This window comes from Mycobacterium sp. (assembly GCF_965229105.1).
In the GTDB taxonomy this organism is placed as follows: Bacteria; Actinomycetota; Actinomycetes; order Mycobacteriales; family Mycobacteriaceae; genus Mycobacterium.
On record NZ_OZ245858.1, the window covers coordinates 5,848,160 to 5,870,099 of the forward strand.

23 protein-coding genes are annotated in these 21,940 nt (G+C 64.0%); 1 reads left to right on the top strand and 22 read right to left on the bottom strand.

Annotation, left to right across the window (positions count from 1 at the left end; genetic code table 11):
• Positions 1 to 3 precede the first annotated feature (3 nt).
• The 21 genes from rplX to ADBZ9O_RS27625 form a co-directional block, all read right to left on the bottom strand.
• Entirely contained in the window at positions 4 to 321 is a 318-nt protein-coding gene (gene rplX / locus ADBZ9O_RS27525; protein WP_264068368.1) for a 50S ribosomal protein L24, read from the bottom strand.
• Entirely contained in the window at positions 322 to 690 is a 369-nt protein-coding gene (rplN, locus tag ADBZ9O_RS27530) for a 50S ribosomal protein L14 (RefSeq protein WP_264068369.1), read from the bottom strand.
• A gap of 192 nt (positions 691 to 882) precedes the next feature.
• On the bottom strand, positions 883 to 1,785 hold the full coding sequence (locus tag ADBZ9O_RS27535; protein ID WP_526526362.1) for a formylglycine-generating enzyme family protein: 903 nt from the start codon (positions 1,783 to 1,785) through the stop codon (positions 883 to 885).
• 4 nt (positions 1,786 to 1,789) lie between these two features.
• A complete protein-coding gene (locus tag ADBZ9O_RS27540) occupies positions 1,790 to 2,521 on the bottom strand; it encodes a hypothetical protein (RefSeq protein ID WP_526526364.1) in 732 nt (243 codons plus the stop codon).
• A 1-nt stretch (position 2,522) separates the two neighbouring features.
• Complete coding sequence (locus tag ADBZ9O_RS27545; protein ID WP_526526365.1) at positions 2,523 to 4,874, bottom strand: arylsulfatase; 2,352 nt, start codon at positions 4,872 to 4,874, stop codon at positions 2,523 to 2,525.
• A gap of 131 nt (positions 4,875 to 5,005) precedes the next feature.
• Entirely contained in the window at positions 5,006 to 6,691 is a 1,686-nt protein-coding gene (locus ADBZ9O_RS27550; RefSeq protein ID WP_526526367.1) for an ArnT family glycosyltransferase, read from the bottom strand.
• Complete coding sequence (locus ADBZ9O_RS27555; RefSeq protein WP_526533572.1) at positions 6,688 to 8,145, bottom strand: glycosyltransferase; 1,458 nt, start codon at positions 8,143 to 8,145, stop codon at positions 6,688 to 6,690. Before ADBZ9O_RS27555 ends, ADBZ9O_RS27550 begins: the two co-directional genes overlap by 4 nt.
• Positions 8,146 to 8,204: 59 nt before the next feature.
• Complete coding sequence (locus ADBZ9O_RS27560; protein WP_526526369.1) at positions 8,205 to 9,737, bottom strand: hypothetical protein; 1,533 nt, start codon at positions 9,735 to 9,737, stop codon at positions 8,205 to 8,207.
• A 2-nt stretch (positions 9,738 to 9,739) separates the two neighbouring features.
• Positions 9,740 to 11,644 (bottom strand): hypothetical protein, encoded by a 1,905-nt coding sequence (locus ADBZ9O_RS27565; RefSeq protein ID WP_526526371.1) that lies wholly within the window; start codon positions 11,642 to 11,644, stop codon positions 9,740 to 9,742.
• Between the two features lie 589 nt (positions 11,645 to 12,233).
• The gene (rpsQ, locus tag ADBZ9O_RS27570) at positions 12,234 to 12,539 is read right to left on the bottom strand and encodes a 30S ribosomal protein S17 (protein ID WP_526526373.1); all 306 of its coding nucleotides are present in this window, start codon (positions 12,537 to 12,539) and stop codon (positions 12,234 to 12,236) included.
• Positions 12,539 to 12,772: a 50S ribosomal protein L29 gene (rpmC, locus tag ADBZ9O_RS27575; protein WP_526526374.1), complete on the bottom strand. Its 234-nt coding sequence runs from the start codon at positions 12,770 to 12,772 to the stop codon at positions 12,539 to 12,541. The genes rpsQ and rpmC overlap by 1 nt, the downstream gene beginning before the upstream one ends.
• Positions 12,772 to 13,188: a 50S ribosomal protein L16 gene (gene rplP, locus ADBZ9O_RS27580; protein ID WP_526526375.1), complete on the bottom strand. Its 417-nt coding sequence runs from the start codon at positions 13,186 to 13,188 to the stop codon at positions 12,772 to 12,774. Before rplP ends, rpmC begins: the two co-directional genes overlap by 1 nt.
• A gap of 2 nt (positions 13,189 to 13,190) precedes the next feature.
• A complete protein-coding gene (gene rpsC, locus ADBZ9O_RS27585; protein WP_526526377.1) occupies positions 13,191 to 14,066 on the bottom strand; it encodes a 30S ribosomal protein S3 in 876 nt (291 codons plus the stop codon).
• Positions 14,066 to 14,566, bottom strand: coding sequence for a 50S ribosomal protein L22 (rplV, locus tag ADBZ9O_RS27590; RefSeq protein WP_526526379.1), 501 nt, complete (start codon positions 14,564 to 14,566; stop codon positions 14,066 to 14,068). The genes rpsC and rplV overlap by 1 nt, the downstream gene beginning before the upstream one ends.
• Positions 14,566 to 14,847 (bottom strand): 30S ribosomal protein S19, encoded by a 282-nt coding sequence (gene rpsS, locus ADBZ9O_RS27595; RefSeq protein WP_264060403.1) that lies wholly within the window; start codon positions 14,845 to 14,847, stop codon positions 14,566 to 14,568. The genes rplV and rpsS overlap by 1 nt, the downstream gene beginning before the upstream one ends.
• A gap of 12 nt (positions 14,848 to 14,859) precedes the next feature.
• A complete protein-coding gene (rplB, locus tag ADBZ9O_RS27600; RefSeq protein WP_526526380.1) occupies positions 14,860 to 15,699 on the bottom strand; it encodes a 50S ribosomal protein L2 in 840 nt (279 codons plus the stop codon).
• 34 nt (positions 15,700 to 15,733) lie between these two features.
• Positions 15,734 to 16,036: a 50S ribosomal protein L23 gene (gene rplW, locus ADBZ9O_RS27605; protein ID WP_526526382.1), complete on the bottom strand. Its 303-nt coding sequence runs from the start codon at positions 16,034 to 16,036 to the stop codon at positions 15,734 to 15,736.
• Positions 16,036 to 16,683 carry a 50S ribosomal protein L4 gene (rplD, locus tag ADBZ9O_RS27610; protein ID WP_526526384.1) on the bottom strand — a complete coding sequence of 216 codons (648 nt, stop codon included), beginning with the start codon at positions 16,681 to 16,683 and terminating at the stop codon, positions 16,036 to 16,038. The genes rplW and rplD overlap by 1 nt, the downstream gene beginning before the upstream one ends.
• Positions 16,683 to 17,336 (bottom strand): 50S ribosomal protein L3, encoded by a 654-nt coding sequence (gene rplC, locus ADBZ9O_RS27615; protein ID WP_526526386.1) that lies wholly within the window; start codon positions 17,334 to 17,336, stop codon positions 16,683 to 16,685. Before rplC ends, rplD begins: the two co-directional genes overlap by 1 nt.
• Before the next feature lie 14 nt (positions 17,337 to 17,350).
• Entirely contained in the window at positions 17,351 to 17,656 is a 306-nt protein-coding gene (rpsJ, locus tag ADBZ9O_RS27620) for a 30S ribosomal protein S10 (protein ID WP_003925843.1), read from the bottom strand.
• 376 nt (positions 17,657 to 18,032) lie between these two features.
• A complete protein-coding gene (locus tag ADBZ9O_RS27625; protein WP_526526387.1) occupies positions 18,033 to 19,655 on the bottom strand; it encodes a carboxylesterase/lipase family protein in 1,623 nt (540 codons plus the stop codon).
• Positions 19,656 to 19,818: 163 nt separating this feature from the next.
• Here ADBZ9O_RS27625 and ADBZ9O_RS27630 point away from each other — a divergent pair, with 163 nt between their 5' ends.
• Positions 19,819 to 21,081 carry a cytochrome P450 gene (locus ADBZ9O_RS27630; protein ID WP_526526389.1) on the top strand — a complete coding sequence of 421 codons (1,263 nt, stop codon included), beginning with the start codon at positions 19,819 to 19,821 and terminating at the stop codon, positions 21,079 to 21,081.
• Here the strand turns inward: ADBZ9O_RS27630 and ADBZ9O_RS27635 are convergent.
• Positions 21,047 to 21,700, bottom strand: a complete 654-nt coding sequence (locus ADBZ9O_RS27635; protein ID WP_526526391.1) for a TetR/AcrR family transcriptional regulator — start codon at positions 21,698 to 21,700, stop codon at positions 21,047 to 21,049. The genes ADBZ9O_RS27630 and ADBZ9O_RS27635 overlap by 35 nt on opposite strands.
• Positions 21,701 to 21,940 lie beyond the last annotated feature (240 nt).

Below are 21,940 nucleotides of genomic sequence, written 5' to 3' on the forward strand. Positions count from 1 at the left end.
TCGTCAGATGTCCTTGCCGTTGCGCTTGGAGACGCGGACGCGCTTGCCGGACTCCTCGTCGGTGCGGTAGCCGATCCGGGCCGGCTTGCCGTCGGAGTCGATGACCATCACGTTCGACACGTGGATAGCTGCTTCCTGGGTGACGATGCCGCCCGAGGATGCGCCGCGCTCATTCTGCGAGACGGCGGTGTGCTTCTTGATCCGGTTGACGCCCTCAACGAGGATGCGGTTGCGGGTCGGGAACGCCTGCAGGACCTTGCCCCGGGCGCCCTTGTCTTTGCCTGCGATGACCAGAACGGTGTCGCCTTTGTGGATCTTCATCTACAGCACCTCCGGAGCGAGGGAGACGATCTTCATGAACTTCTTCTCGCGCAGCTCGCGACCGACCGGGCCGAAGATGCGCGTGCCGCGGGGATCGTTATCGGCCTTGATGATGACGGCAGCGTTCTCGTCGAACTTGATGTAGCTGCCGTCGGCGCGACGACGCTCTTTGACGGTGCGGACGATGACCGCCTTGACGACGTCGCCCTTCTTGACGTTGCCGCCGGGGATGGCGTCCTTGACGGTGGCCACGATGACATCACCGATGCCTGCGTAGCGCCGCGACGAGCCGCCGAGCACGCGGATGCACAAGATTTCCTTGGCGCCCGTGTTATCGGCGATCTTCACTCGCGATTCCTGCTGAATCACTAGATCTCCTCGACCTGGTTACTGTGTGCACGGCAGATTCCGACCTGACGTGCGCGGTCTTGTACAACAAAACGTTCGAGACATTCTCGTCACCCAAAGAGCACGCAGGGTTGAACCAACCGAGGTCTGCTCAAGGCAACCCCTAGATTCTAGGGGACGACCTGGTAATACCCAAATCGCTCCAGCTCACCATCAGGGCAGGTCGGCGGCGCAGCGAAATCCGATGTGTGTGGTGGCACTGTCCTGAGACTGCGGCGAGCGGGCCGCGGGCCGGTATCGGTGACAGTACTCGGGGGCGCACAGATGCGATCCGCCCTTGAGTGCCTGGTTGACGGTGGGGTCGGGGGCATGGCTGGGGGTGCAACAAGCCTTTTCCTGCCCCCCGGCCGTTTCCCGCTCCCCGGGCCGATGGCGCGGGGTGTACCGGGTAGACGTCCATTCCCAGACGTTGCCGATCATGTCGACCAACCCGAATGCGCCCGCCGGGAATGCGCCCACCGGCGAGGTGCCGACCCACCCGGCGGCGCCGTCGTTGCGGTAGGGAAAGCGGCCCTGCCAGGTGTTCGCCCTCAGCACTCCGCCGGGCGCAGGCTCGTCACCCCAGGCGTAGGTGGTGTCCGCGCCACCGCCCGCGGCGTACTCCCATTCGGCTTCGGTCGGCAGCCGACGGCCCGCCCAGGCCGCGTAGGCGACAGCATCGGGATAGGCGACCTGCACCACCGGATGCTCGGCTTTATCTGCGATTCCGGTGTCGGGTCCGAACGGATGGCGCCAGCACGCACCGGGTGACCAGTCCCACCACTGCCGCCAGTCGCGCAGGTCGACCGGGCCCACCGAGGGCCGGAAAATCAACGCCCCAGGTAGCAGGTCTGCCGCGGCCACCCCCGGGTAGAGCACCGGATCCAGGGGCTGTTCGGCGACGGTGACGTAACCGGTGGCGGCAACGAACTCGGCGAATTGCGCGTTGGTGACCGGGTGCCGTTCCATCGCAAAGCCCGCCACCGTCACGGGATGGCTGGGGGCTTCCTCCGGGTAGAACCGCGTCGACCCCATCCGGAACGACGCACCCGGCACCTCGATCAACTCGGTGAGCACGGATTCAGGGTATGACGATTCCGAAGTCCGCCATCAACACCGACTCGGCCGCATCGAAGCCGGCCACACCGGTGGCCCCCTCCAGGTGAACGGCAACAAGATAGTTCTTGGTGTTGGTCCAGATGTGCACGATCCGGTCGCGAAACTCTTTCGCCTGCCCCGGCTTGGCGGCCAGACTGCCCATCAGCCGTTGACCGCTGTATCCGCAGAGGTCGCCGGGCAACACGCTGATTGAGCTGAATTCCGTTCCGGCGGTGAGCTTGTCGCCGTACTGCTTGAATGCGGCCTCCGGTGTCAATTCGGTGGCCGCGATCGTTACCGTCGCTGACATACCGTCGGGTCCTGGCATCGTCACCGCCACATCACCCTCTCCGGTGGACGGCAGGAACCCGGCAGGCACACCGATCACCAGCTGTGGTGCCGCCGGATCGGAAACTTTCGCACCGAAGGTGACGTTGCCCGTGCCGTCCACCGGACATGTGTCGGCATTGGGCGGCAACGAGGTCCTGGTGGTGGGTTCGACGCCGTAGGCGGGCAATTCGAAGGATCCGGACGACCCTGTCGGTGTCGAGGTCGGTGTCGAGGTCGGTAAGGCTGTCGCTGTTGTTGTCGCCGCCGTGGAAGCGACCGGCGTCGAACTGGACGCGACGTCGGTCTCACCGCTGCCACCGCACCCGGCGGTCGCCGCGGCGACGAGTAACGCCGCAGCGACCGTACGGGTCGTTGGAGACCACATGTCAATCTCTGGCGAACGCCGCCGCCAGTTCCTTCTCGGTATCGATGTAGGGCGTGCCGGAGATGTCGACGACAACCTTGACGATGGTTCCACCGGTGAACTCATACGGCGTCTGATAGGCGCTGGATACCGCCTGCCCGCCGTTGCGTCCGACGCTGACCCCGCCGCCGGCCAGCCCGAAGCTGCCGGGGTGCGATCGCACGCCCGACCGCGTCGCCACGACGACATCGTCTACGTAGAGCGATACGTCACCCAGTGGGGTGTGGCTGCCTTCAACGGTCCCGGTGCGCTCATATCGAACGCCAAAGATGTTACTGCCCAACGGAAGTGGATCGGGTGCGGATACCCGCTGCTCCTCCTCGCCCATGAAGTTGTAGACGTACTGCAGTCGGCCGTCCTGCACGAACAGCACATGCCCACCGTGTCCGGCACCGTGTTTGAACACCACCCCCGCCACGTCGGCCGAATCCACGACCACTTCGGCCAGCACCGAATAGGACTGTCCGCGCAGTTCGACCGCCGCACCACTACCGACCTCGGCCGTACCCGGGTAGTAGGTGAAGTTCTTCCGGTCGACCGACAGATACGGCCGGAACCGGCCCAGGGTCTCGAAGATGTTCAGATCCGCCAGCGGTAGCCCGTTGTATTTCTCCGCCTCGGCGAACCACGCCGCCTTGAGTTCTTCGAGCTTCTCCGGATGCTGCGCCGCCAGGTCGTGGCACTGACTGCGGTCTGCGGCAATGTTGTACAGCTCCCAGCGGTCTGCGTCGAAATGACCCCAGCCGGCCGGGCTGGCGGCGTGCACGGTGTTGGCGAACCAGCCCTGCTGCCAGATGCCGCGAGTACCCAGCATGGTGTAGAACTGGGTGGTCTTGCCGGTCGGAGTATCCGAATTCTGCAGTGCGGCTTTGAAACTGATGCCTTCGAGGGGTCTCTGCGGGATTCCGCGTACCGTGGCGGGCGGCGTGATGCCGAGCAGGTCGAGGACCGTCGGGGTGATATCGGCGACGTTGACGTAGTTGTCGTGCACTTCACCATGCGCGGCAATACCTTTGGGCCACGAGATGATGGCCGGATCGGCGATACCGCCCTCGTGCGAGGCATAACGCTTGAACAGTTTGTACGGGGTGTTGAAGGCCATCGCCCACCCGATCGGGTAATGGTTGTAGGTCTCCGGTCCGCCGAGTTGGTCGTAGAACCGCATGCTTTCCTCGACGGTGTCGATATAGCCGTTGAAGAATTTGCCCTCGTTGACCGATCCGTTCGGCCCGCCTTCGCCGCTGGCTCCGTTATCGGAGATGACGACGACGATGGTGTTGTCGAGCTGGCCGGACTCCTCCAGATAGTCCAGGATCCGACCGATCTGCTCATCGGTGTAGCTCATGAAGCCGGCGAACACCTCGGCCATCCGGGCGAACAACCGCTTCTCTTCGTCGTCGAGAGACTCCCACGGCCGCACGGTGTCCTGCAGTGGCCACGGTTCGCCGTTCGGACCCGTGGTCTCGGCATAGGGATTGACCGGTGACAGTTCGGTATCGGGCGGGACGATTCCCAGCCGCTTCTGGTTCTCCAGGACGATCTCGCGGTACTGCTCGTAACCCATATCGAAGCGACCGGCATATTTGTCTGCCCAGTCTTTGAAGATGTGATGCGGCGCGTGCCCGGCGCCGGGGCAGACATAGGAGAACCAGGGTCGGTCGGGGGCGATCACCTTGGCGTCACGGATGAACTCAATGGTCCGGTCGGCGATGTCCTTGGACAGGTGATACCCCTCCTCCGGCGTCGCGGGCGGGGCCACCGGATGGTTGTCGTAGACGAGCTCCGGATACCACTGGTCGGTCTCGCCGCCCATGAACCCGTAGAACCGCTCGAAACCGCGTGACAGCGGCCAATGCCGTTTGGTCGACGCGAGATTCGACTCTTCCAACGGGGTGAGGTGCCACTTGCCCACGCAGTAGGTGTTCCAGCCTCGTTCGGCCAATACCTCGGGAAGTAGCGCGGTCTCCAACGGAATACGCCCGCTGCAGTTGGGAAATCCGTCGGTGAATTCTTCGATGGTCGCCATCCCGACAGAGGTGGGATTGCGACCAGTCAACAGCGCCGCGCGCGTCGGGGAGCACAGCGCGGTGGTGTGGAACTGCGACAGCCGCACGCCACGCTCGGCAATTCGGCTCATATTCGGCATATCGACCAGGCCACCGAAGCAGTCCCAGGTGGCGATTCCGGTGTCATCCCAGACGAGATAGAGCACATTGGGAGCGCCTTCTGGCGCTGTCGGCGCCGCAAAGGGACCCCAATCCGCCTCTGAATCGCGGATATCCAGCTCGATCTTGCCGTGGAACTCGGTGGCCATTTCAGACTCCGTTCTCATTGGTGGCGAGGCCGTTCACGCTGCCCCGCCGTCGCCCGCACAGTACACCGACTTCACGCCTGCCAACTGCTGAATTTGGTCACGGCTCGGCGCGCCGAGCTGCCCCTTCGCGGCTATCGTTGCGCCACCGACTCGTTCACCCGATACAGGCGCCAGTTCGGCTGGCTGTCACCGTCATTGGGAATCTCCAGCTCCAGTGTCGCGATATCGGCCCCTGTGTCGTACAACGTCGGATAGCGCCGGTTGAGGGCATCGGCGGTTCCGCGGCCCGACGGCGGCACCGCAAGCAGGTATTTCACCCCGGATTCCGATGGACTGTTGAGCAGTGTGGTGAAGTCCGGATCCGATGGCACCACAAAGGTGTCAGGACGCTGCGATGCCGCGATAATCGCGAAACCGTAGATGGTGTCGGTGATCACCGAACTCGGAGGCAGGTGCAACGACTCCAGGTAGTGCGCGATATCGCGTTCGGTGGAGAACGACGCTGCGATGCGATGTTCGAGGGCCTTCTGCTTGCTGACACTGTCCGGTTCGGGCGACAGCACAGCACCGAGTGCGTATTCCTGCGGGGCGTACTTCGGCTGCCCCATCCCCCACGCGGTGATCGGGATGGCCAAGGCAAAAGCCGCAGCCACCGGGAGGTAAGCAGCCCACCTTTGACGCGGGCGTGGTTCTGGCGGCGACAGCGGTGGGGCATATCGGCCTCGACGTTTGGCCGGTACCAGCACCCCGTCGGGAACGGCCAGGATGGCCAGGCAGGCGGTGAGCGGAATGGCGATGATGTAGAACCGCAGGAACGGGAACGTCGATCCCGAGGCATAGCTGTAGGCCTGGAATGCCAGCGCCGAACCGTAGATCAGCAGCGGAACCAGCAACACCCGCCAGTTCGGCTTACCCCATCTGCGGACCACGGCCCAGGCCGCGATCGGAACCAAGGTCGGGGCCAGCAGCAGTGTGCAGGCGGTGGCGAAACCGAGGCCCGCAGCGAAGTCCGGCTTCGTCTGGCCGGATTGCGCCAGGATCGCCGAGTTGCCGTACTGGGAAGTGAACTGCGCGAAGGCTTCGCCGGTGATCAACCAGCTGACGACGGCCCAGCCGACGAACGACGCGAAACCGGGCACGGCGACCATGATCAGGTCCATCGCCGCGCGGAGCGCCCGCGGTTCCTTGCGGGCCCGCCGATAGGTGGTGAAGCCGACCAGAAAGCCCGCTGCGGCAATACAAGCCACGGCGTCGTACCGGGTGAGGTACGCCAACCCCATGGCGATACCGCCCGCGGTGACCAGATGGTGGACGTCATCGTCGAGCATCCACAGGATCAGCCGACGGACGGCCCAGGACATGAAGAAAATGAACGGCGCCTCGCTCATCCCGTTGGAGCCGTAGAAGATGATCATCGGATTCAGGGCGAACAACACGGTGATCGCCAACGTGTAGCCGCGCGGTAATCCTCGGTCGACGCCCATGGTGAGGATCTGTGCAACGGCAGCGGCCATGAAGAACGACGACATGATCGTTCCGGAAAAAGCCCTGGCGGAGATATCGGGCCACAAGGGCGCGAACAGAATGGGCGGAACCTGCACCAGCGCGGTCAGCGGGGTGAAAATAAAGCCGATGGCGGCCAGGTGCGGATCGCGACTGAATACCACGGCCTGGGCTGCCGATACCCGCGACAGCGCATCGCCGAGAATGAAGCCGTGCTGCACCTGCAGCCAGAAGCCGACACCCAGATAAAGCGCGAACGCGAGGAAGAAAGCCGAGAGCTTCAGTCGACGGTCCGACCAGCCGATCGTGTTCATGTCTGTTGGGCTGACTGCTTTTCGGCTGACTCAGCGTCGAGTTCGTCGAGGTCGACCTTGGTGGTCAACCCGTGGAACGTCTTCTCCCAGTAGGACGGATTTCGGATCATCTGGTAGACGCCCTTGGCCGCAGCGACGCTCATCATCACCCAGAAAATAGGCACCGTGAGCGCAGGCCACAACAAATCTGATCGGTCGTCCTCGCGCAGGGCGATCAGATTCATGTACAACGTTGCGGCGTTGCCGAGTACCAGGGCGATCAGCGCAGGGAAGTAGATGATCGGCGGGAACACGTCTTCGACGATGCCGGGCTGACCGAGGAACCACAGCGCGGTGATCATCCAAAACAGCAGGTTCAGCACCGCGATGATCGGGGTACCGGCTAATACCAGATTGAACCGGACGAAGTTTCGGAAACCGATGGTGCGCAACAGCCGAATGGGGCGCCTGATCTGTACCAGCCAGGTTTGCAGGTTGCCCTTGTACCACCGCGAGCGCTGCCGGATCCAGTTGATCCCGTCGCTGTTGGCTTCTTCCAGAGTGGTCGAATCGATGACTGCGGTGCGGTATCCGTTCGCCGCGATCCGCAGCCCCAGGTCCGCATCTTCGGTGACGTTGAACGGATCCCAGGCACCGATCTCATCCATCACATCCTTACGGAGGTGATTAGAGGTGCCGCCCAACGGGATTGGCGAGGAGCTACCCATCATGCCCGGCAGCAGATAACCGAACCACAGACCGTACTCGGCAGTGAACCAACCGGTGAGGATGTTCTGATGTCCGTTGTGGTACACCAACTTCGCCTGAATGCAGGCCACCGTATCGGGCAGAATGCTGAAAGCCGTCACCACCCGACGCAGTTGGAGCGGCTCAGGTAGGTCCTCGGCGTCGTAGATGGTGATGATGTCACCGGTGGCGAAATGTAGACCGTAGTTACAGGCCTTCGGTTTGGTGCGGGGTTCGGCCGGGGGCACCAGGCAGATGGTGATCGCATCGGACTGGGCGCAGTTCTGCGCCGCCTCGATGGTTACGTCGTCATCTTCTTCCAGCAGCAGCAGCACCTGCAGCTTTTCGGTTGGGTATTCCAGTCGGGCCATGGCGCCGATCAGGTCGCCGACCACCTCCGGCTCGTTATAGGCCGGCACCAGGATCGTGTACCGCGGGAGGTCGGCATCCGGTATCTCGCGGGCCTCTTCCTCGGTGATCTCGATGGCGCGCGATGCCAGGCCCTGCCGGAAGATCAGCAGGCGATCCCCCATCGTCAACAGATAGCCGAAGGTGCAAATACCGATCAGGACGATCGCGGTGCGCATCGGATCCCAAATGGCACAACCGACCACGATGACGAGTAGCGACCACAGGATCACCCGCTGCCCGACGGTCACCGGAACAGATGCCGAACCCAGCGGATCATCCTCGCGCAGGCCGTTGATGGCGCGATCGAGCGCGTACATCCGCTCTGCCTCGTTCGCCACTTGGACCGGGTTGGACACCGGGCCCTCGCTACCGGTGCTCACCGTCTGCCCGCCGACGCGCCGAACTGCGCAGCCACCAACTTGCGGCCGAACTCGGTGAGCAGGTCGGCGTCTTTGTAGCTCGGCGTCTTCTCGTCGAGGACGGCGTTACCGCGGAACAGCAGCGTGAACATCGTGCGCAGGGTCGACGGCAGGGTGCCCGTCGGGGTCGGGAACGGTGCATTGGGGTCGTGGTTGTCGACGGCGAAGATGGAGACGCGCTGCGCCTTCTGGTCATTTCCCCAGGCGAAGCGCAACGAGTTCCAGGTGATCAGCAGGTTGTCGTCGACCACCGAAAGTAGCTGGCCCTTCAACCCGTAGCCGAGGTCGACCGTGCGGGTGACGCTGAACCGGGAATCGGTCAGGCCATAGATCATTCGGCCCGGATATACGTCGAACGAGAAAGGCCGCTGGCTGACGATGTTGTCCACCATGACCGTGCGCGGCCGCGAGAATTTGTCGAAACGTGGGTCTCCGACGTCGGCCGTCATCGCCTGGCGGACCAGGACCGCGTCGGCACCATAGAACCGGCTTACCTGCCGGTAGTTGGTCCGCGCGGTGGTCTGCCACCCTTGTGGTGCCACCAGCGGCTGGCCGAAGGTCAGCTCCCCGGGTGCAGGCTGAACAACGACGGTGGAGAACGCCGACGTGGGAAGACCGACCAGGGCCAGCACGATCGCCACCGCGATGACCAATGGGATCGCAGACCAGACCTGTTTGGCGGCAAGGGGTTCCACTTGGCGATCCAGGATCCGCTTTGGTACACCGCGGCGCGCCCGTAGATACATCACCAGGCCCACCGAAACGATGGCGGTGTATGCCGGAATCTGTTGAAAGGCAATCAGCGGCGAATCGGGAAAGAAGACATCCATGATCACCAGCACGGTCAACCCGACTCCATAGGCCGCGGCCGCCCCGATCAAACCCCGCTCCGTGGTCCGGCCCACCGCGATGCCGGTGGCAGTACCGGCGATCACCAGGGTTGCCGCGCCTGCGGCGAAGTTGCCACCGCCGAGCACGATCACCATCAGGTAATAGGGCAGCGGAAACATCATCGTCAACAAGCCCCAGATCGACGCGAATCGCGTCACCGGGCGCAAGCCGAACAGCACGATGCTGCTGCTGAGGACGAACAGCCACAGTGCCACCAGATCGAGGTGCAGCAGATGGAAGTACAGATCGAACCGGGCCAGCAATACGCCCTTGACCAACAAGGCCAGAATAAGGCCCAGGAGTCCGACGATGATGTCCGTCTGGCGGTCGTGAATCGGCAGCTCGTTGCGATGGCGGCGAGCCACACCGACGGCGGCCAGGAACGCGGCCGTCGGCACCGTCCACACGTATCCGCCGATACCACCGGCGTGGGTGGTCTGCAGCAAACTCACCAGGCTCGGGTAGAACGCCATAATGGTGCAACTAGCGATCAGCACCCATCGCAGCCCCGCCCGGAACAACGGACTGGTCGCGTAATACCGATCTGCCAGTGATCGGGACGGCGGGGGCTCGGTATCGGCGGGGGCGATCACGGTCATGCTCAGGCCTTGGAACGTCGGTTACGCAGCAGGATCAGACCGGCTCCGACGGCGACCACCGCCACCACTGCGGCGCCGATACCCAGATACAGTGTCGTCCGATCTGTGGTTGCCTCGGCCGGCGCGGCGGCGGCCGCATCGGTGGAGAGCAACATGGGCTCACGCCCCGGTGCTGAAATCAGCGCATTCCCGGTCAGGCCCGACCACCGCTGCACATTCGAATCGAGCCACCCCAGCAGTGCATCGACCTCTTCCGGAGCATTATTCGAGGTGGCCACCAACAGCGTCCGCTTACCGTCGTACATCGTCTGTAGCGAGCCGAACGGCGATCCGGGATCAAGGGTCAACGTGCCTTCGGCACCGCTGCCGTCGACGTTCTGGACGGTGATCTCGCCCGAGGTGTTCATGGCAACGGGCAAGGTGGTCGCGGTGTCGGTCCAACCGGCCGCGGCCACCACGACAGCGGGCCCGGCCGAGGTGATGGCCTCATCGACGGATGTGACGGCGGTGTCGAATGGCAATGCGCTCAGGCGTTGTAAGCCGACCATGATGTCGACCGCGCGCCTGGTGTCGTCGAAACCGTCACCGATGCCGATTTGCACGCGCGGCATGAACGCCTGCGGTAATGCCTGGAATCCACCGGGTACCGGCGGCGTCGAAAGCGAACTCTGAATCGGGCTGTCGCCGTCAATGGTCAGCGTGATCGGCTGGAACTCGCCGCAGCGACCGGTGTTTCCGCTGATGTTGAGGGCCACACCCAAATTCGTATAGCGCTGCAACAGACGGTCAGGGATGTCCACCCAACGATTGATCGTTCCGGTGTTGTCGGCGGGCCAACGGTCGATGACCTCGCCACCGATGGCCACGACAAGCTGACCGCCGACCTCCGACGGCAACGGGGTGTGGGAACCCTGAAGATGCACCCGAATGTCATGGGCCGGTCGGCCGAGACGGGTCTGGTCCAACGCGATGGACACCTGCGGCGACAGGGCTGTCGCGTTCACGCCCGGCTGGCCGAGCTGGCGCATCGTCGTATTGTCGGCCGCCAGTTGCGGACTCGACCGAAGCGGTCCGACAACGGCTTTCGAACTCAGGGCGAGGCGGCCAATGCCGCTGGACATCAGCCGGCTCTGATTCGTCAGTTCACTGGCAGGGCCGCTGATCGACAGTGCGGGCACACCGATATCGCCGACCAACGCCACACCGATGTCGGGAGATTCCCGGATGACGATATTGCGCTGCATCGGCAGTGACGGATCCAGCGGCGCGACTTCGCCCTGCGGCAGAGGCGATATCGTCACCGCAGGATTCTGCTTGCCGTAGTGCGCGACCACCGCGGTCGACAGCCGGATGGCCGCATCGGACTCGGCGCGCGTCGGCACCGGCGATACGAAGAGATTGAGCTGTTGCAGGACCGGCGGCAGGAAGTCGGCGATCGTCTGCGGCGCGCTTTCGACGCCGAGATATCCGATGACGGCATCCACGAGGCGAAGCGGATTGGTCGGGTCGAGGCAGTAGCCCGGTAGCGGCGACAGATAGCTGCGCAACGTCAGGGTGACTGCGTTGTCCACGACAGCCACGCCGTCGAGCGGAATGGTGATCGGCACCCGGTCCACGTCGGGCAAAACCACCCGCGAGAGCGTCCGGTTGTCCTGCGTGACAGTCAGAGTCCCGCTACCCAGATTCACCGGGAGTTCGACAACTGCACTCAGGTCACCCGGCACCAGACCGAGCGGCACGGGGACGGTGATCGAGGTGACGCCCTCGGTGCCATAAAAGGCCAATACCGGATCGGTGCCCACCTGTTGCAGACTCAGCCGGGGCGCGTCGGCAACGAGGCCACCATCTCCCGGAGCCGACCACGCCGCCGGCGAACTGATACCTACAGCAACCGCGGTCGCACACATCGCCACCATCGTGCGAACGACCCTTTTACCAGCTATCACGGCCGAATAGTGGTGGGGATTCTCTACTCCCGCAAACACATTGCCAAAATTGCGTGAAACACGCATATACGGGCGCAGGTAAAGATAGGAAACCCTTTGGGGCCTTTGCCACTCCGCCTAAAACGGCCCTAAGTGCGGGTTTCTCGCAAATGCCAGCGCCATTCCGCCTCGCCCGCATTAGCGCTCGTTCGAAAAACAGGCATGCCCGACACCCGACAATTCAGCCGCCGAGCAAATGTTTGCGATTCTTTTGGCAGCAACGGCACAGTGGTGTCGCCCTGATACCGGCCCCGGATCGGCGGCCGCTACGATCGCGAAGCGCCGCCCGGAAAAAGCCACTGGCGGATGGTGATTCGACGGGAACAGGCGTCACGACGTCCCGCACCTGAGCACACCCGGGCGGGCGTAGCCGAAGACTACAAGCTCAGAGCATTACCGACAGTATTTGCCAACCGCCGCAGGGGTGCCGCGATATTCCGTACACGCGCAAAAACTCCCGACACGCCGTACGTGTGTCGGGAGTCGTTGCGGATCTGACGTCCTGGCGGTGTTACTTCGCGCGCTCGAGGACCTCGACCAGGCGCCAGCGCTTGGTCGCCGAGAGCGGGCGGGTCTCCATCAGAGACACCCGGTCGCCGATACCGGCGGTACCGTTCTCGTCATGCGCCTTGACCTTGGTCGTGGTGCGAATGATCTTGCCGTACAGCGGATGCCGGTGACGCGCCTCGAGCTCGACGACGATGGTCTTCTGCATCTTGTCGCTCACCACGTAGCCGATGGCGGTCTTGCGACGGCCACGGACCTCTTCTGTGGCGGGCGTGTGCTTCTGGCCCGCTTCTGTCTTCTGGTCTGCCATTACGAATCCTCACCAACGGGTCCGGAAGCCAGACCCAGTTCACGTTCGCGCAGCACCGTGTAGACGCGCGCAATTTCATGTCGCACCGTACGAAGCCGACGGTTGTTGTCGAGCTGGCCGGTAGCCATCTGGAAGCGAAGGTTGAACAGCTCTTCCTTGGACTCGCGGACGCGGTCGGCCAACTCTTCGTCGGTGAGCTCGCGCAGTTCGCCAGCGGGGGTTCCCACTGCCATCAGAACTGCTCCTCTCGGGTAATGATGCGTGCCTTGATCGGCAGCTTGTGGATGGCACGGGTCAATGCTTCCCGTGCAACTTTTTCATCGGGGTAGCTCAGCTCGAACAACACGCGTCCGGGCTTCACGTTGGCGATCCACCATTCCGGCGAACCCTTACCGGAACCCATGCGGGTCTCGGCAGGCTTCTTGGTCAGGGGACGGTCGGGGAACACGTTGATCCACACCTTGCCACCACGCTTGATGTGGCGGTTGATGGCGATACGAGCGGCCTCGATCTGCCGGTTGGTGAGGTAGGTGTGCTCCAGAGCCTGGATACCGTAGTCACCGAAGCTCACCGAGGTGCCACCACTGGCGATCCCGCGCTGGCGAGGGTGGTGCTGCTTGCGGTGCGCGACCTTACGGGGAATCAACATATCTAGCTCTCCGTGTTTTCAGCTGCTTCGGGAGCAGCAGTAGCCTCGACGGCTGCAGCCTCAGTGGCGGCCGGTGCCTCAGTGGCCACCGGTGCCTCTGCCGGGTTTTCAGTCGCCGCGCGACCTGCGTCGGTGCTCGTCGCGGTGGTGCCAGAGGCACCGCTGCGGCGCGGCCGGGTGGCGCCCGTCGGACGCTCACGGCGCGGCCGATCAGCGCCTGCGGGTGCCGCCGCGGTCAGCTCACGCTTACCACCGACGATGTCGCCCTTGTAGATCCAGACCTTCACGCCGATCCGGCCGAAGGTGGTCTTTGCCTCATAGAGGCCGTAGTCGATATCCGCGCGCAGCGTGTGCAGCGGGACGCGACCTTCGCGGTAGAACTCCGAGCGGCTCATCTCCGCACCGCCGAGGCGACCGGAGCACTGCACCCGGATGCCCTTGACGTTGGGCTGGCGCATTGCCGACTGGATGGCCTTGCGCATCGCGCGGCGGAACGCCACGCGGTTGCTCAGCTGCTCCGCGACACCCTGGGCCACCAGCTGAGCCACCGACTCAGGGTTCTTGACCTCGAGGATGTTGAGCTGAACCTGCTTCTTGGTCAGCTTCTCCAGGTCGGCACGGATGCGATCGGCCTCGGTGCCGCGACGGCCGATGACGATGCCGGGACGCGCGGTGTGGATGTCAACGCGGACCCGGTCACGGGTGCGCTCGATCTCCACATCGGCGATACCGGCGCGCTCGAGGCCAGTGGCCAGCAGGCGACGGATCGCGACGTCTTCCTTGACGTAATCCGCGTACTGCTTGTCGGCGTACCACCGGGACTTCCAGTCGGTGGTGATACCGAGTCGGAAGCCGTGGGGGTTGATCTTCTGGCCCACTACTGCGAGCCTCCCTTCGCTTCGCTAGAAGCCTCAGCAGTCTTGGCGGGTGCCTTCTTGGAGGTGGCGGCCTTGCTGGCCTGCGCGCGACGCGAACGCGTTGCGCTGACCGAAGTCGAGACCTTCCGCCCACCCTTTTTGTCGGGCCGGCTCTCAACGATCACCGTGATGTGGCTGGTGCGCTTGCGGATCCGGAAGGCGCGACCCTGTGCGCGCGGCCGGATGCGCTTGGCGGTCGGGCCACCGTCGGCGTGGATGGTGGCGACCACGAGAGTCGCCGGATCCAGACCTTCGTTGTTCTGCGCGTTGGCGGCAGCGCTCGCGATGACCTTGGCAACCGGCTCGCTGGCTTCCTGCGGCGCCCAGCGCAGGATGTCCAGCGCCTCGGCCACAGACTTGCCACGGACCAGGTCGATCACGCGGCGCGCCTTGGTCGGCGACATGTGCACGAACCGTGCCACCGCCGTCGCAGACGGATACTCGATAACAGGTGTACTCATTACCGCCGCTTCGCTTTCCGGTCGTCCTTGATATGACCCTTGAAGGTCCGCGTCGGGGCGAACTCGCCGAGCTTGTGCCCGACCATCGACTCCGAGACGAACACCGGCACGTGCTTACGACCGTCGTGGACGGCGAAGGTGTGTCCGATGAAGTCGGGGATGATGGTCGACCGACGGGACCAGGTCTTGATGACCTGCTTGCTGTTCTTCTCGTTCTGAACGTCGACCTTCTTGAGCAGATGGTCGTCGACGAACGGGCCCTTCTTCAGGCTGCGTGGCATCGCTGGCTACTCCTAGCGCTTATTCTTGCCGGTGCGCCGGCGTCGGACGATGAGCTTGTCGCTCGGCTTGTTGGGCTTGCGGGTGCGGCCTTCCGGCTTACCCCACGGGCTGACCGGGTGGCGACCACCGGAGGTCTTACCCTCACCACCGCCGTGCGGGTGGTCGACCGGGTTCATCACGACACCACGGACGGTCGGGCGCTTGCCCTTCCACCGCATGCGGCCGGCCTTGCCCCAGTTGATATTCGACTGCTCGGCGTTGCCGACCTCGCCGACGGTGGCGCGGCAGCGCACGTCGACGCGGCGAATTTCACCACTGGGCATGCGCAGCGAGGCGTAGCTGCCTTCCTTGCCGAGCAACTGGATGCTGACCCCGGCCGAGCGAGCCAGCTTGGCACCGCCGCCCGGACGCAGCTCCACCGCATGGATCACGGTGCCCGACGGGATGTTGCGCATCGGCAGGTTGTTACCCGGCTTGATATCGGCGTTGGGGCCCTGCTCGATCGTGTCGCCCTGCTTCAGTCCCTGCGGCGCGATGATGTAACGCTTCTCGCCATCGAGGTAATGAAGCAGCGCAATGTTCGCGGTGCGGTTGGGGTCGTATTCGATCTCCGCGACCTTGGCGTTGATGCCGTCCTTGTCGTGGCGACGGAAATCGATCACCCGGTAGGCGCGCTTGTGGCCGCCACCCTTGTGACGCGTCGTGATACGACCGTGCGCGTTGCGGCCACCCGTGCTGTGCAGCGGGCGGATCAGCGACTTCTCCGGTGTCGAACGCGTGATCTCAGCGAAATCGGAGACGCTGGAGCCGCGGCGACCCGGGGTCGTCGGCTTGTACTTGCGAATTGCCATGTCTGTTTAAGTCCTCTGTGCTTCCGCCGGCCGGTTAGGCCGGTGCTCCGAACAGGTCGATCGGCTTGCTGCCGGGAGCCAGGGTGACAAGGGCACGCTTGGTGCTCTTGCGGGTTCCGTATCCCACCCGGGTGCGCTTGCGCTTGCCCTGCCGGTTCAACGTGTTCACCGAATCAACCTTGACCTTGAAGATCTTCTCGATCGCGATCTTGATCTGGGTCTTGTTCGAATCGGGGTGCACCACGAACGTGTAGACGTTGTCCTCGATCAGCCCGTACGACTTCTCCGAGATGACCGGGGCCAGGATGATGTCGCGGGGATCAGTGATGGTTGCCATCAGACTGAAGCCTCCTGCTTTGAATTAGAGCTGATGTACGCGTCCAGCGCCTCGACGCTGAACACCACATCGTCGGCGTCGAGCACGTCGTAGGTGTTGAGCTGATCCGGCGAGATGACATGCACACCGGGCAGGTTGCGCACGCTCTTGGCGCCGACCTCGTCGCTGCGGCCGATCACGACGAGAACCTTGCGGCGCTCGGTGATGGCGGCCAGGAACGCCTTCGCGCTCTTGGTCGACGGGGTCTGTCCCTCGATCAGTTCGGTGATCGCGTGGATGCGGTCGTTGCGCGCCCGATCAGAAAGTGCGCCACGCAGTGCGGCGGCGATCATCTTCTTGGGGGTGCGCTGGCTGTAGTCACGCGGCTTCGGGCCGTGCGACACACCGCCACCGGCGAACTGCGGCGAGCGGGTCGAGCCCTGACGGGCGCGACCGGTGCCCTTCTGGCGGTACGGCTTCTTGCCGCCGCCGGAGACCTCACCGCGGGTCTTGGTGGAGTGCGTGCCCTGACGCTTGGCGGCCAACTGCGCGATGACCACCTGGTGCATCAGCGCAATATTCGCCTCGACGTCGAACAGCTCGGCCGGCAACTCGACGCTGCCGTCCTTCTTGCCCGCCGGGGTCTGAACGTCAATCTTCAGAGCCATTACTTCTCACCTCGTTTGATCGCGCTGCGCACCATAACCAGTCCGCCGTTACGACCCGGGATTGCACCCTTGATCAACAGCACACCGTTCTCGGCGTCGACCTTGTGCACCTTCAGGTTCTGCGTGGTGATCTTGTCGCTGCCCATGCGGCCTGACATGCGAGTGCCCTTGAAGACACGACCCGGGGTGGCGCAGCCACCGATCGAGCCGGGCCGACGGTGCACAGCCTGCGCGCCGTGGCTGGCGCCCTGGCCCTTGAAACCGTGCCGCTTCATGGTGCCGGCGAAGCCCTTGCCCTTGGACGTACCCGTCACATCGACATACGCGCCGTCGGCGAAGATTTCGGCGGTCAGTTCCTGACCGACCTCGTAATCGGCGGCGGCAGCTTCATCGTCGAGACGAAGCTCGGCGAGATGCCTGCGGGGGTTGACGCCTGCAGCGGTGTACTGACCGGTGACCGGCTTGTTCACCTTGCGCGGGCTGATCTCGCCGTACGCGAGCTGCACGGCGCTGTAGCCGTCGAGCTCCTGGGTACGGATACGGGTCACCACGTTGGGTCCGGCCTTGACGACCGTCACGGGCACAACCTTGTTGTTCTCGTCGAACACCTGCGTCATGCCCAGCTTGGTGCCCAAAATGCCTTTTCTAGCCATTTTTCTCGGGTCTCCTACTGAATGTTGACGTCGACGCTGGCCGGCAGATCGATGCGCATCAAGGCGTCAACGGTCTTCGGCGTCGGGTCGAGGATGTCGATGAGTCGCTTATGGGTGCGCATCTCGAAGTGCTCCCGCGAGTCCTTGTACTTATGCGGGGACCGGATGACGCAGTAGATGTTCTTCTCCGTCGGCAGCGGCACCGGGCCAACCACACTGGCGCCCGTACGGGTGACCGTCTCGACGATCTTGCGCGCCGAGGCGTCAATCGCCTCGTGGTCGTAGGCCTTGAGCCTGATGCGGATCTTTTGTCCCGCCACGCGTGTCCTACCTCACTACTACTGGGCCCTTTCGGGCCTGGCCTGTCACAGCGCTAATTGCGCTCGTACGCCGCCGCTGTTTACCTGTCTGAAGTTCACCGGCCCCCGCGGTCGGGTGTGTCGCCCTAACGCAGCCTCGCCCGCTCTGAAAATTCAGATCGATCTAAGGTGGGACCGGACGCGCCCGTGAGGGCGCCGGTCGTAGCCCTGGCGAGCGAACCCGGCTCAAGGCAACCCGAACAGTATGCCTCAGATCCGGGCGTCCTCCAAATCCCTGATCAGGTGATCGCGCGCACCCCGGGATTGAGATAGAAGCCACTGCGAAGAAGTTCGAGTGGCGATCGCGGTGAGCTCTGGATCAACACGTCGAAAGTACTCACCGCGCGCCGCGCAATTCGCCCAGTCCCGCCCAGAACCCGCACTGATGATCTTCGCCGAAGGTGGTGATCAGCCGGCTGCCGGTGGGTTCGAAGGACATCGTCTGCCGCGCTGGGGCGTGATCATCGACCTGCGGCCAGACGGGGGCACCTGCCAACCCCGGCACTCCCGTGCTCACGAACTGGCCCCAGTAGGAGATCATCTGCTCCGATAGCTGCTGCTGCGCACCGTCCAGCGGTGGGGCGCCACCGACATCGAAGAGGTAACGCAGTTCCAGCGAGTGACTCGCGCCGACCTTGAAAGGCACCTGGCGCAGCGTTTCCGGGGCCGGGGCGTCGGGATCGTTGAATTCGTAGGCATAGACCGGCGCCTCGCCGGCCAGCGCGCCGGCCATCCGGTCGGCCAGACAGGCGAACACCCCATCGGTCACCGCAGCCGAATACGCCTGCGACACATTGCCGCCATACCGCGACAGCGGATAGCGCTCGGCGACCGCCGCTCCGTCGGCACCGAACGTGTCCGCCAGCTCCTTCGGATAGTCGGCCGCGGAAGGCAATCGGCCCTGGCGCAGATACTGAATGGCCGTGAAGAGCGTGAATTCATCATGGTTGGTGCCGATCAGCACCGGCACACGCGCGGCATTGCCGGAAGCGAAGGCCGCAACCGGATCGACCGGCAGCGTCGGTGTGCCCGTGACGGGCCCGGTCAACGCATCGGCGCCGATATGGAAGTACCACGGCGGCTTCTCCAGAGCCGACGGCGGCAGCGCCCGAAGGCAGGTGGCCGCGGTCGCCGCATCGGGGCAACCCACCGACCGGGCGTACCGCAGGCTGCTCTGTTCTGCGCTGGCCACCGGAGCCTGCGCCTGGCACGGCCCACTCTGGATGATCGCGGCGCGGAACAGCCCTGCGGATTCCGGCGCCACCAAGTGGTCGCAGACCGACATCCCGCCCGCGGATTCCCCGGCGATGGTCACTTTGGCCGGGTCGCCGCCGAAACCGGCGATGTTGTCATGGACCCACCGCAGTGCGGCTTGCTGATCCTGCAGCCCGTAGTTGCCGACTTCGCCCTGTTCACCGAGGGCAGGGTGAGCCAGGAATCCGAGTGCACCGAGCCGGTAGTTGACGGTGACGACGACGATATCGCCCTTGGTGGCCAGGGCACGGGCGTCGTAGAGGTCGCTGCTGCCGTTGATGAATGCCCCGCCATGGATCCAGACCATCACGGGTTTGCCCGCCGCACCTGCGGGCGACCACACGTTCAGGGACAGACAGTCCTCACCGGTCAGCCTGCCGAAATCAGGATCCTGCGACGTGTCCTGGATACACCGCAACCCCGGCTTACTGGCATCACGCATACCCGGCCACGGCGGGGCAGGCTGCGGCGGTTGCCACCGCAGCGGACCGACCGGGGCGGCGGCGTACGGGACACCTTGGAACAACTGGTAATTCGAGCCGACCAGGCCGCGGACCACACCCGTTTTCGTCCGGACCACACCCGCGGCGAGGCCGGGGTCGGGAGTGGCTGCGTGGGATTGGTCGCTGGTACCGGCCGGCGACGGCCCGCTGCCGTGGCCACATCCGGCCACCAGCACCACCGCCAGAAACATCGCCAGAAACATCGCCGCAAGAGCCTTTAGGCATCGACGAGACGATCCATTCGGCACGCCTAGAAGGGTAGACGAGCCACTCATCGGGCAAAGTGGTGGCGTAACCGGCGTCACTACATGACACTGAAGTTGACAGCCGTCAATTATCGACATGCAGACGTTGAGGAGACGACACATGAGTACGCCGACCCAGGAGCACCGAGCCAGCCAAGAGGGACAGGTGCTTGCCGATCCGTTGGCGTACAGCGACGAGCCGCGACTGCACAGCGCGTTGACACACCTACGCGCGAATGAGCCGGTCGCCTGGGTGGACAATCCGCCGTACCGGCCCTTCTGGGCCATCACCAAACACGCCGACATCATGGCGATCGAACGAGATAACAACCTGTTCGTCAGCGGTCCACGACCGTTGCTGATGCCCGCCGACGCCGAGGACCTGCTCCAAGCCCAGCAGGAGGCGGGTATCGGTCTGCGCACCCTGATCCATATGGACGATCCCCACCACCGCGACGTGCGCAAGATCGGCGCCGACTGGTTCCGACCAAAGGCCATGCGCGCCTTGAAGATCCGTGTCGACGAACTAGCCAAGCGCTATGTCGACCGGATGCGTGAGATCGGGCCGGAATGCGATTTCGTCACCGATATCGCGGTCAACTACCCGCTCTACGTCATCCTGTCGCTCCTCGGCCTGCCCGAAGAGGATTTCCCCCGGATGCTGCAACTCACCCAGGAGATGTTCGGTGGCGACGACGCCGAGCACCAGCGCGGTAGTACCCTCGAGGACATGCTGGCGGTCCTGATGGACTTCTTCTCCTACTTCGCCAGCCTCACCGCATCGCGGCGCGCGCAGCCGACCGACGACCTGGCCTCGGCCATCGCCAATGGTCTGATCAACGGCGAGCCGATGTCGGATATGGACACCGCTTCCTACTACGTCATTGTCGCCAGCGCGGGCCACGACACCACCAAGGATGGAATTTCCGGGGGCCTGCGCGCGCTGATCGAGCACCCTGATCAGCTGGCCCGGCTACGCAATGATCCGGCGTTGATGCCGACTGCGGTCGAGGAGATGATCCGGTGGTCGGTGCCGGTGAAGGAGTTCATGCGTACGGCCACCGCCGATACCGAGGTGCGTGGGGTGTCGATCGCCGAAGGCGAATCGGTGTACCTGGCCTACGTCTCGGGAAACCGGGACGAGGAGGTCTTCGACCAACCGTTCCGCTTCGACGTATCACGAGATCCCAACAAGCACTTGTCATTCGGGTACGGAGTGCACTTCTGCCTCGGTGCCGCGCTGGCCCGGATGGAAATGAACAGCCTGTTCACCGAGCTGATACCGCGATTGGACTCGATCGAATTGGCCGGGGCGCCAGAGCTTTCCGCAACGACGTTCGTGGGCGGACTCAAGCACCTGCCGATTCGCTACTCGGTGCGGTGACGCCGGGCCGCCTACCGTAGACGTGCATGAAACCTTCGACCGATGCCCGGATGCACTCTTGGTAGTTGATCCCGGGCAGGGTGGACATCTTGACCGTCACCAGCGGGCCGAGGAGCAGGCAAATCGCTGCGACGCGATCGTAGTCGCCGAGTTCGTCGGCCACCTTCGGGCTGTCGAAGATGGCATCGAAAGGCGCCGCGTACTGCTGCGCGATACGTTCCCGAAGCGTCTGCACCGCATCACTGTCCGACGCGTTTTCCGCTTCCGGTAGTTGCTCAAGATCGCTGCCGAGAGCCACCCAGTACATCGCGGACAGCATCATCGGCGTCTCGCCGATGAGGTCTGACCAATCCGTTAACAACTGGGTAAGTCGCTCGCGCAGTGTGCCTTCCGTCGGGGGCATCGGCGCCGGTGGCATGACACTTTGGAAGGCCGCCGCCAAAAGGTCATTTCCGCTGGGGAAATGGCGATACAACGTCGCGCGCGCCACGTTGGCCCCACGGAGCACCGCATCGACGGTGACCGCGGCGGGCCCGCCCGAGCGAAGCAGAGCCGTTGCGGCATCAAGTAACCGTGCACGTGAGCGCGCCGGCCGCGGGTCGACCCGACCGCTACTCATCCGCTTCCCATTTCGCGGCATTCGCCGATCCCATGCGCGCAGGTCATCGGTGACCCTTTCCTCCGCCAGGTAAGACCGCCATCGTTGCTACAAGACCGGTAGTTCGGAAAGTATAACCTTCATGGGATGCGACCCGACCATGGTCCGGTCCCAGGTCCAGCCCGCCCACAGTACCGATCCAACCCTGCCTGGTGATGTGAATCCGCGGCGCTCACCAGGTAAAACTCTGGGACCGCCATT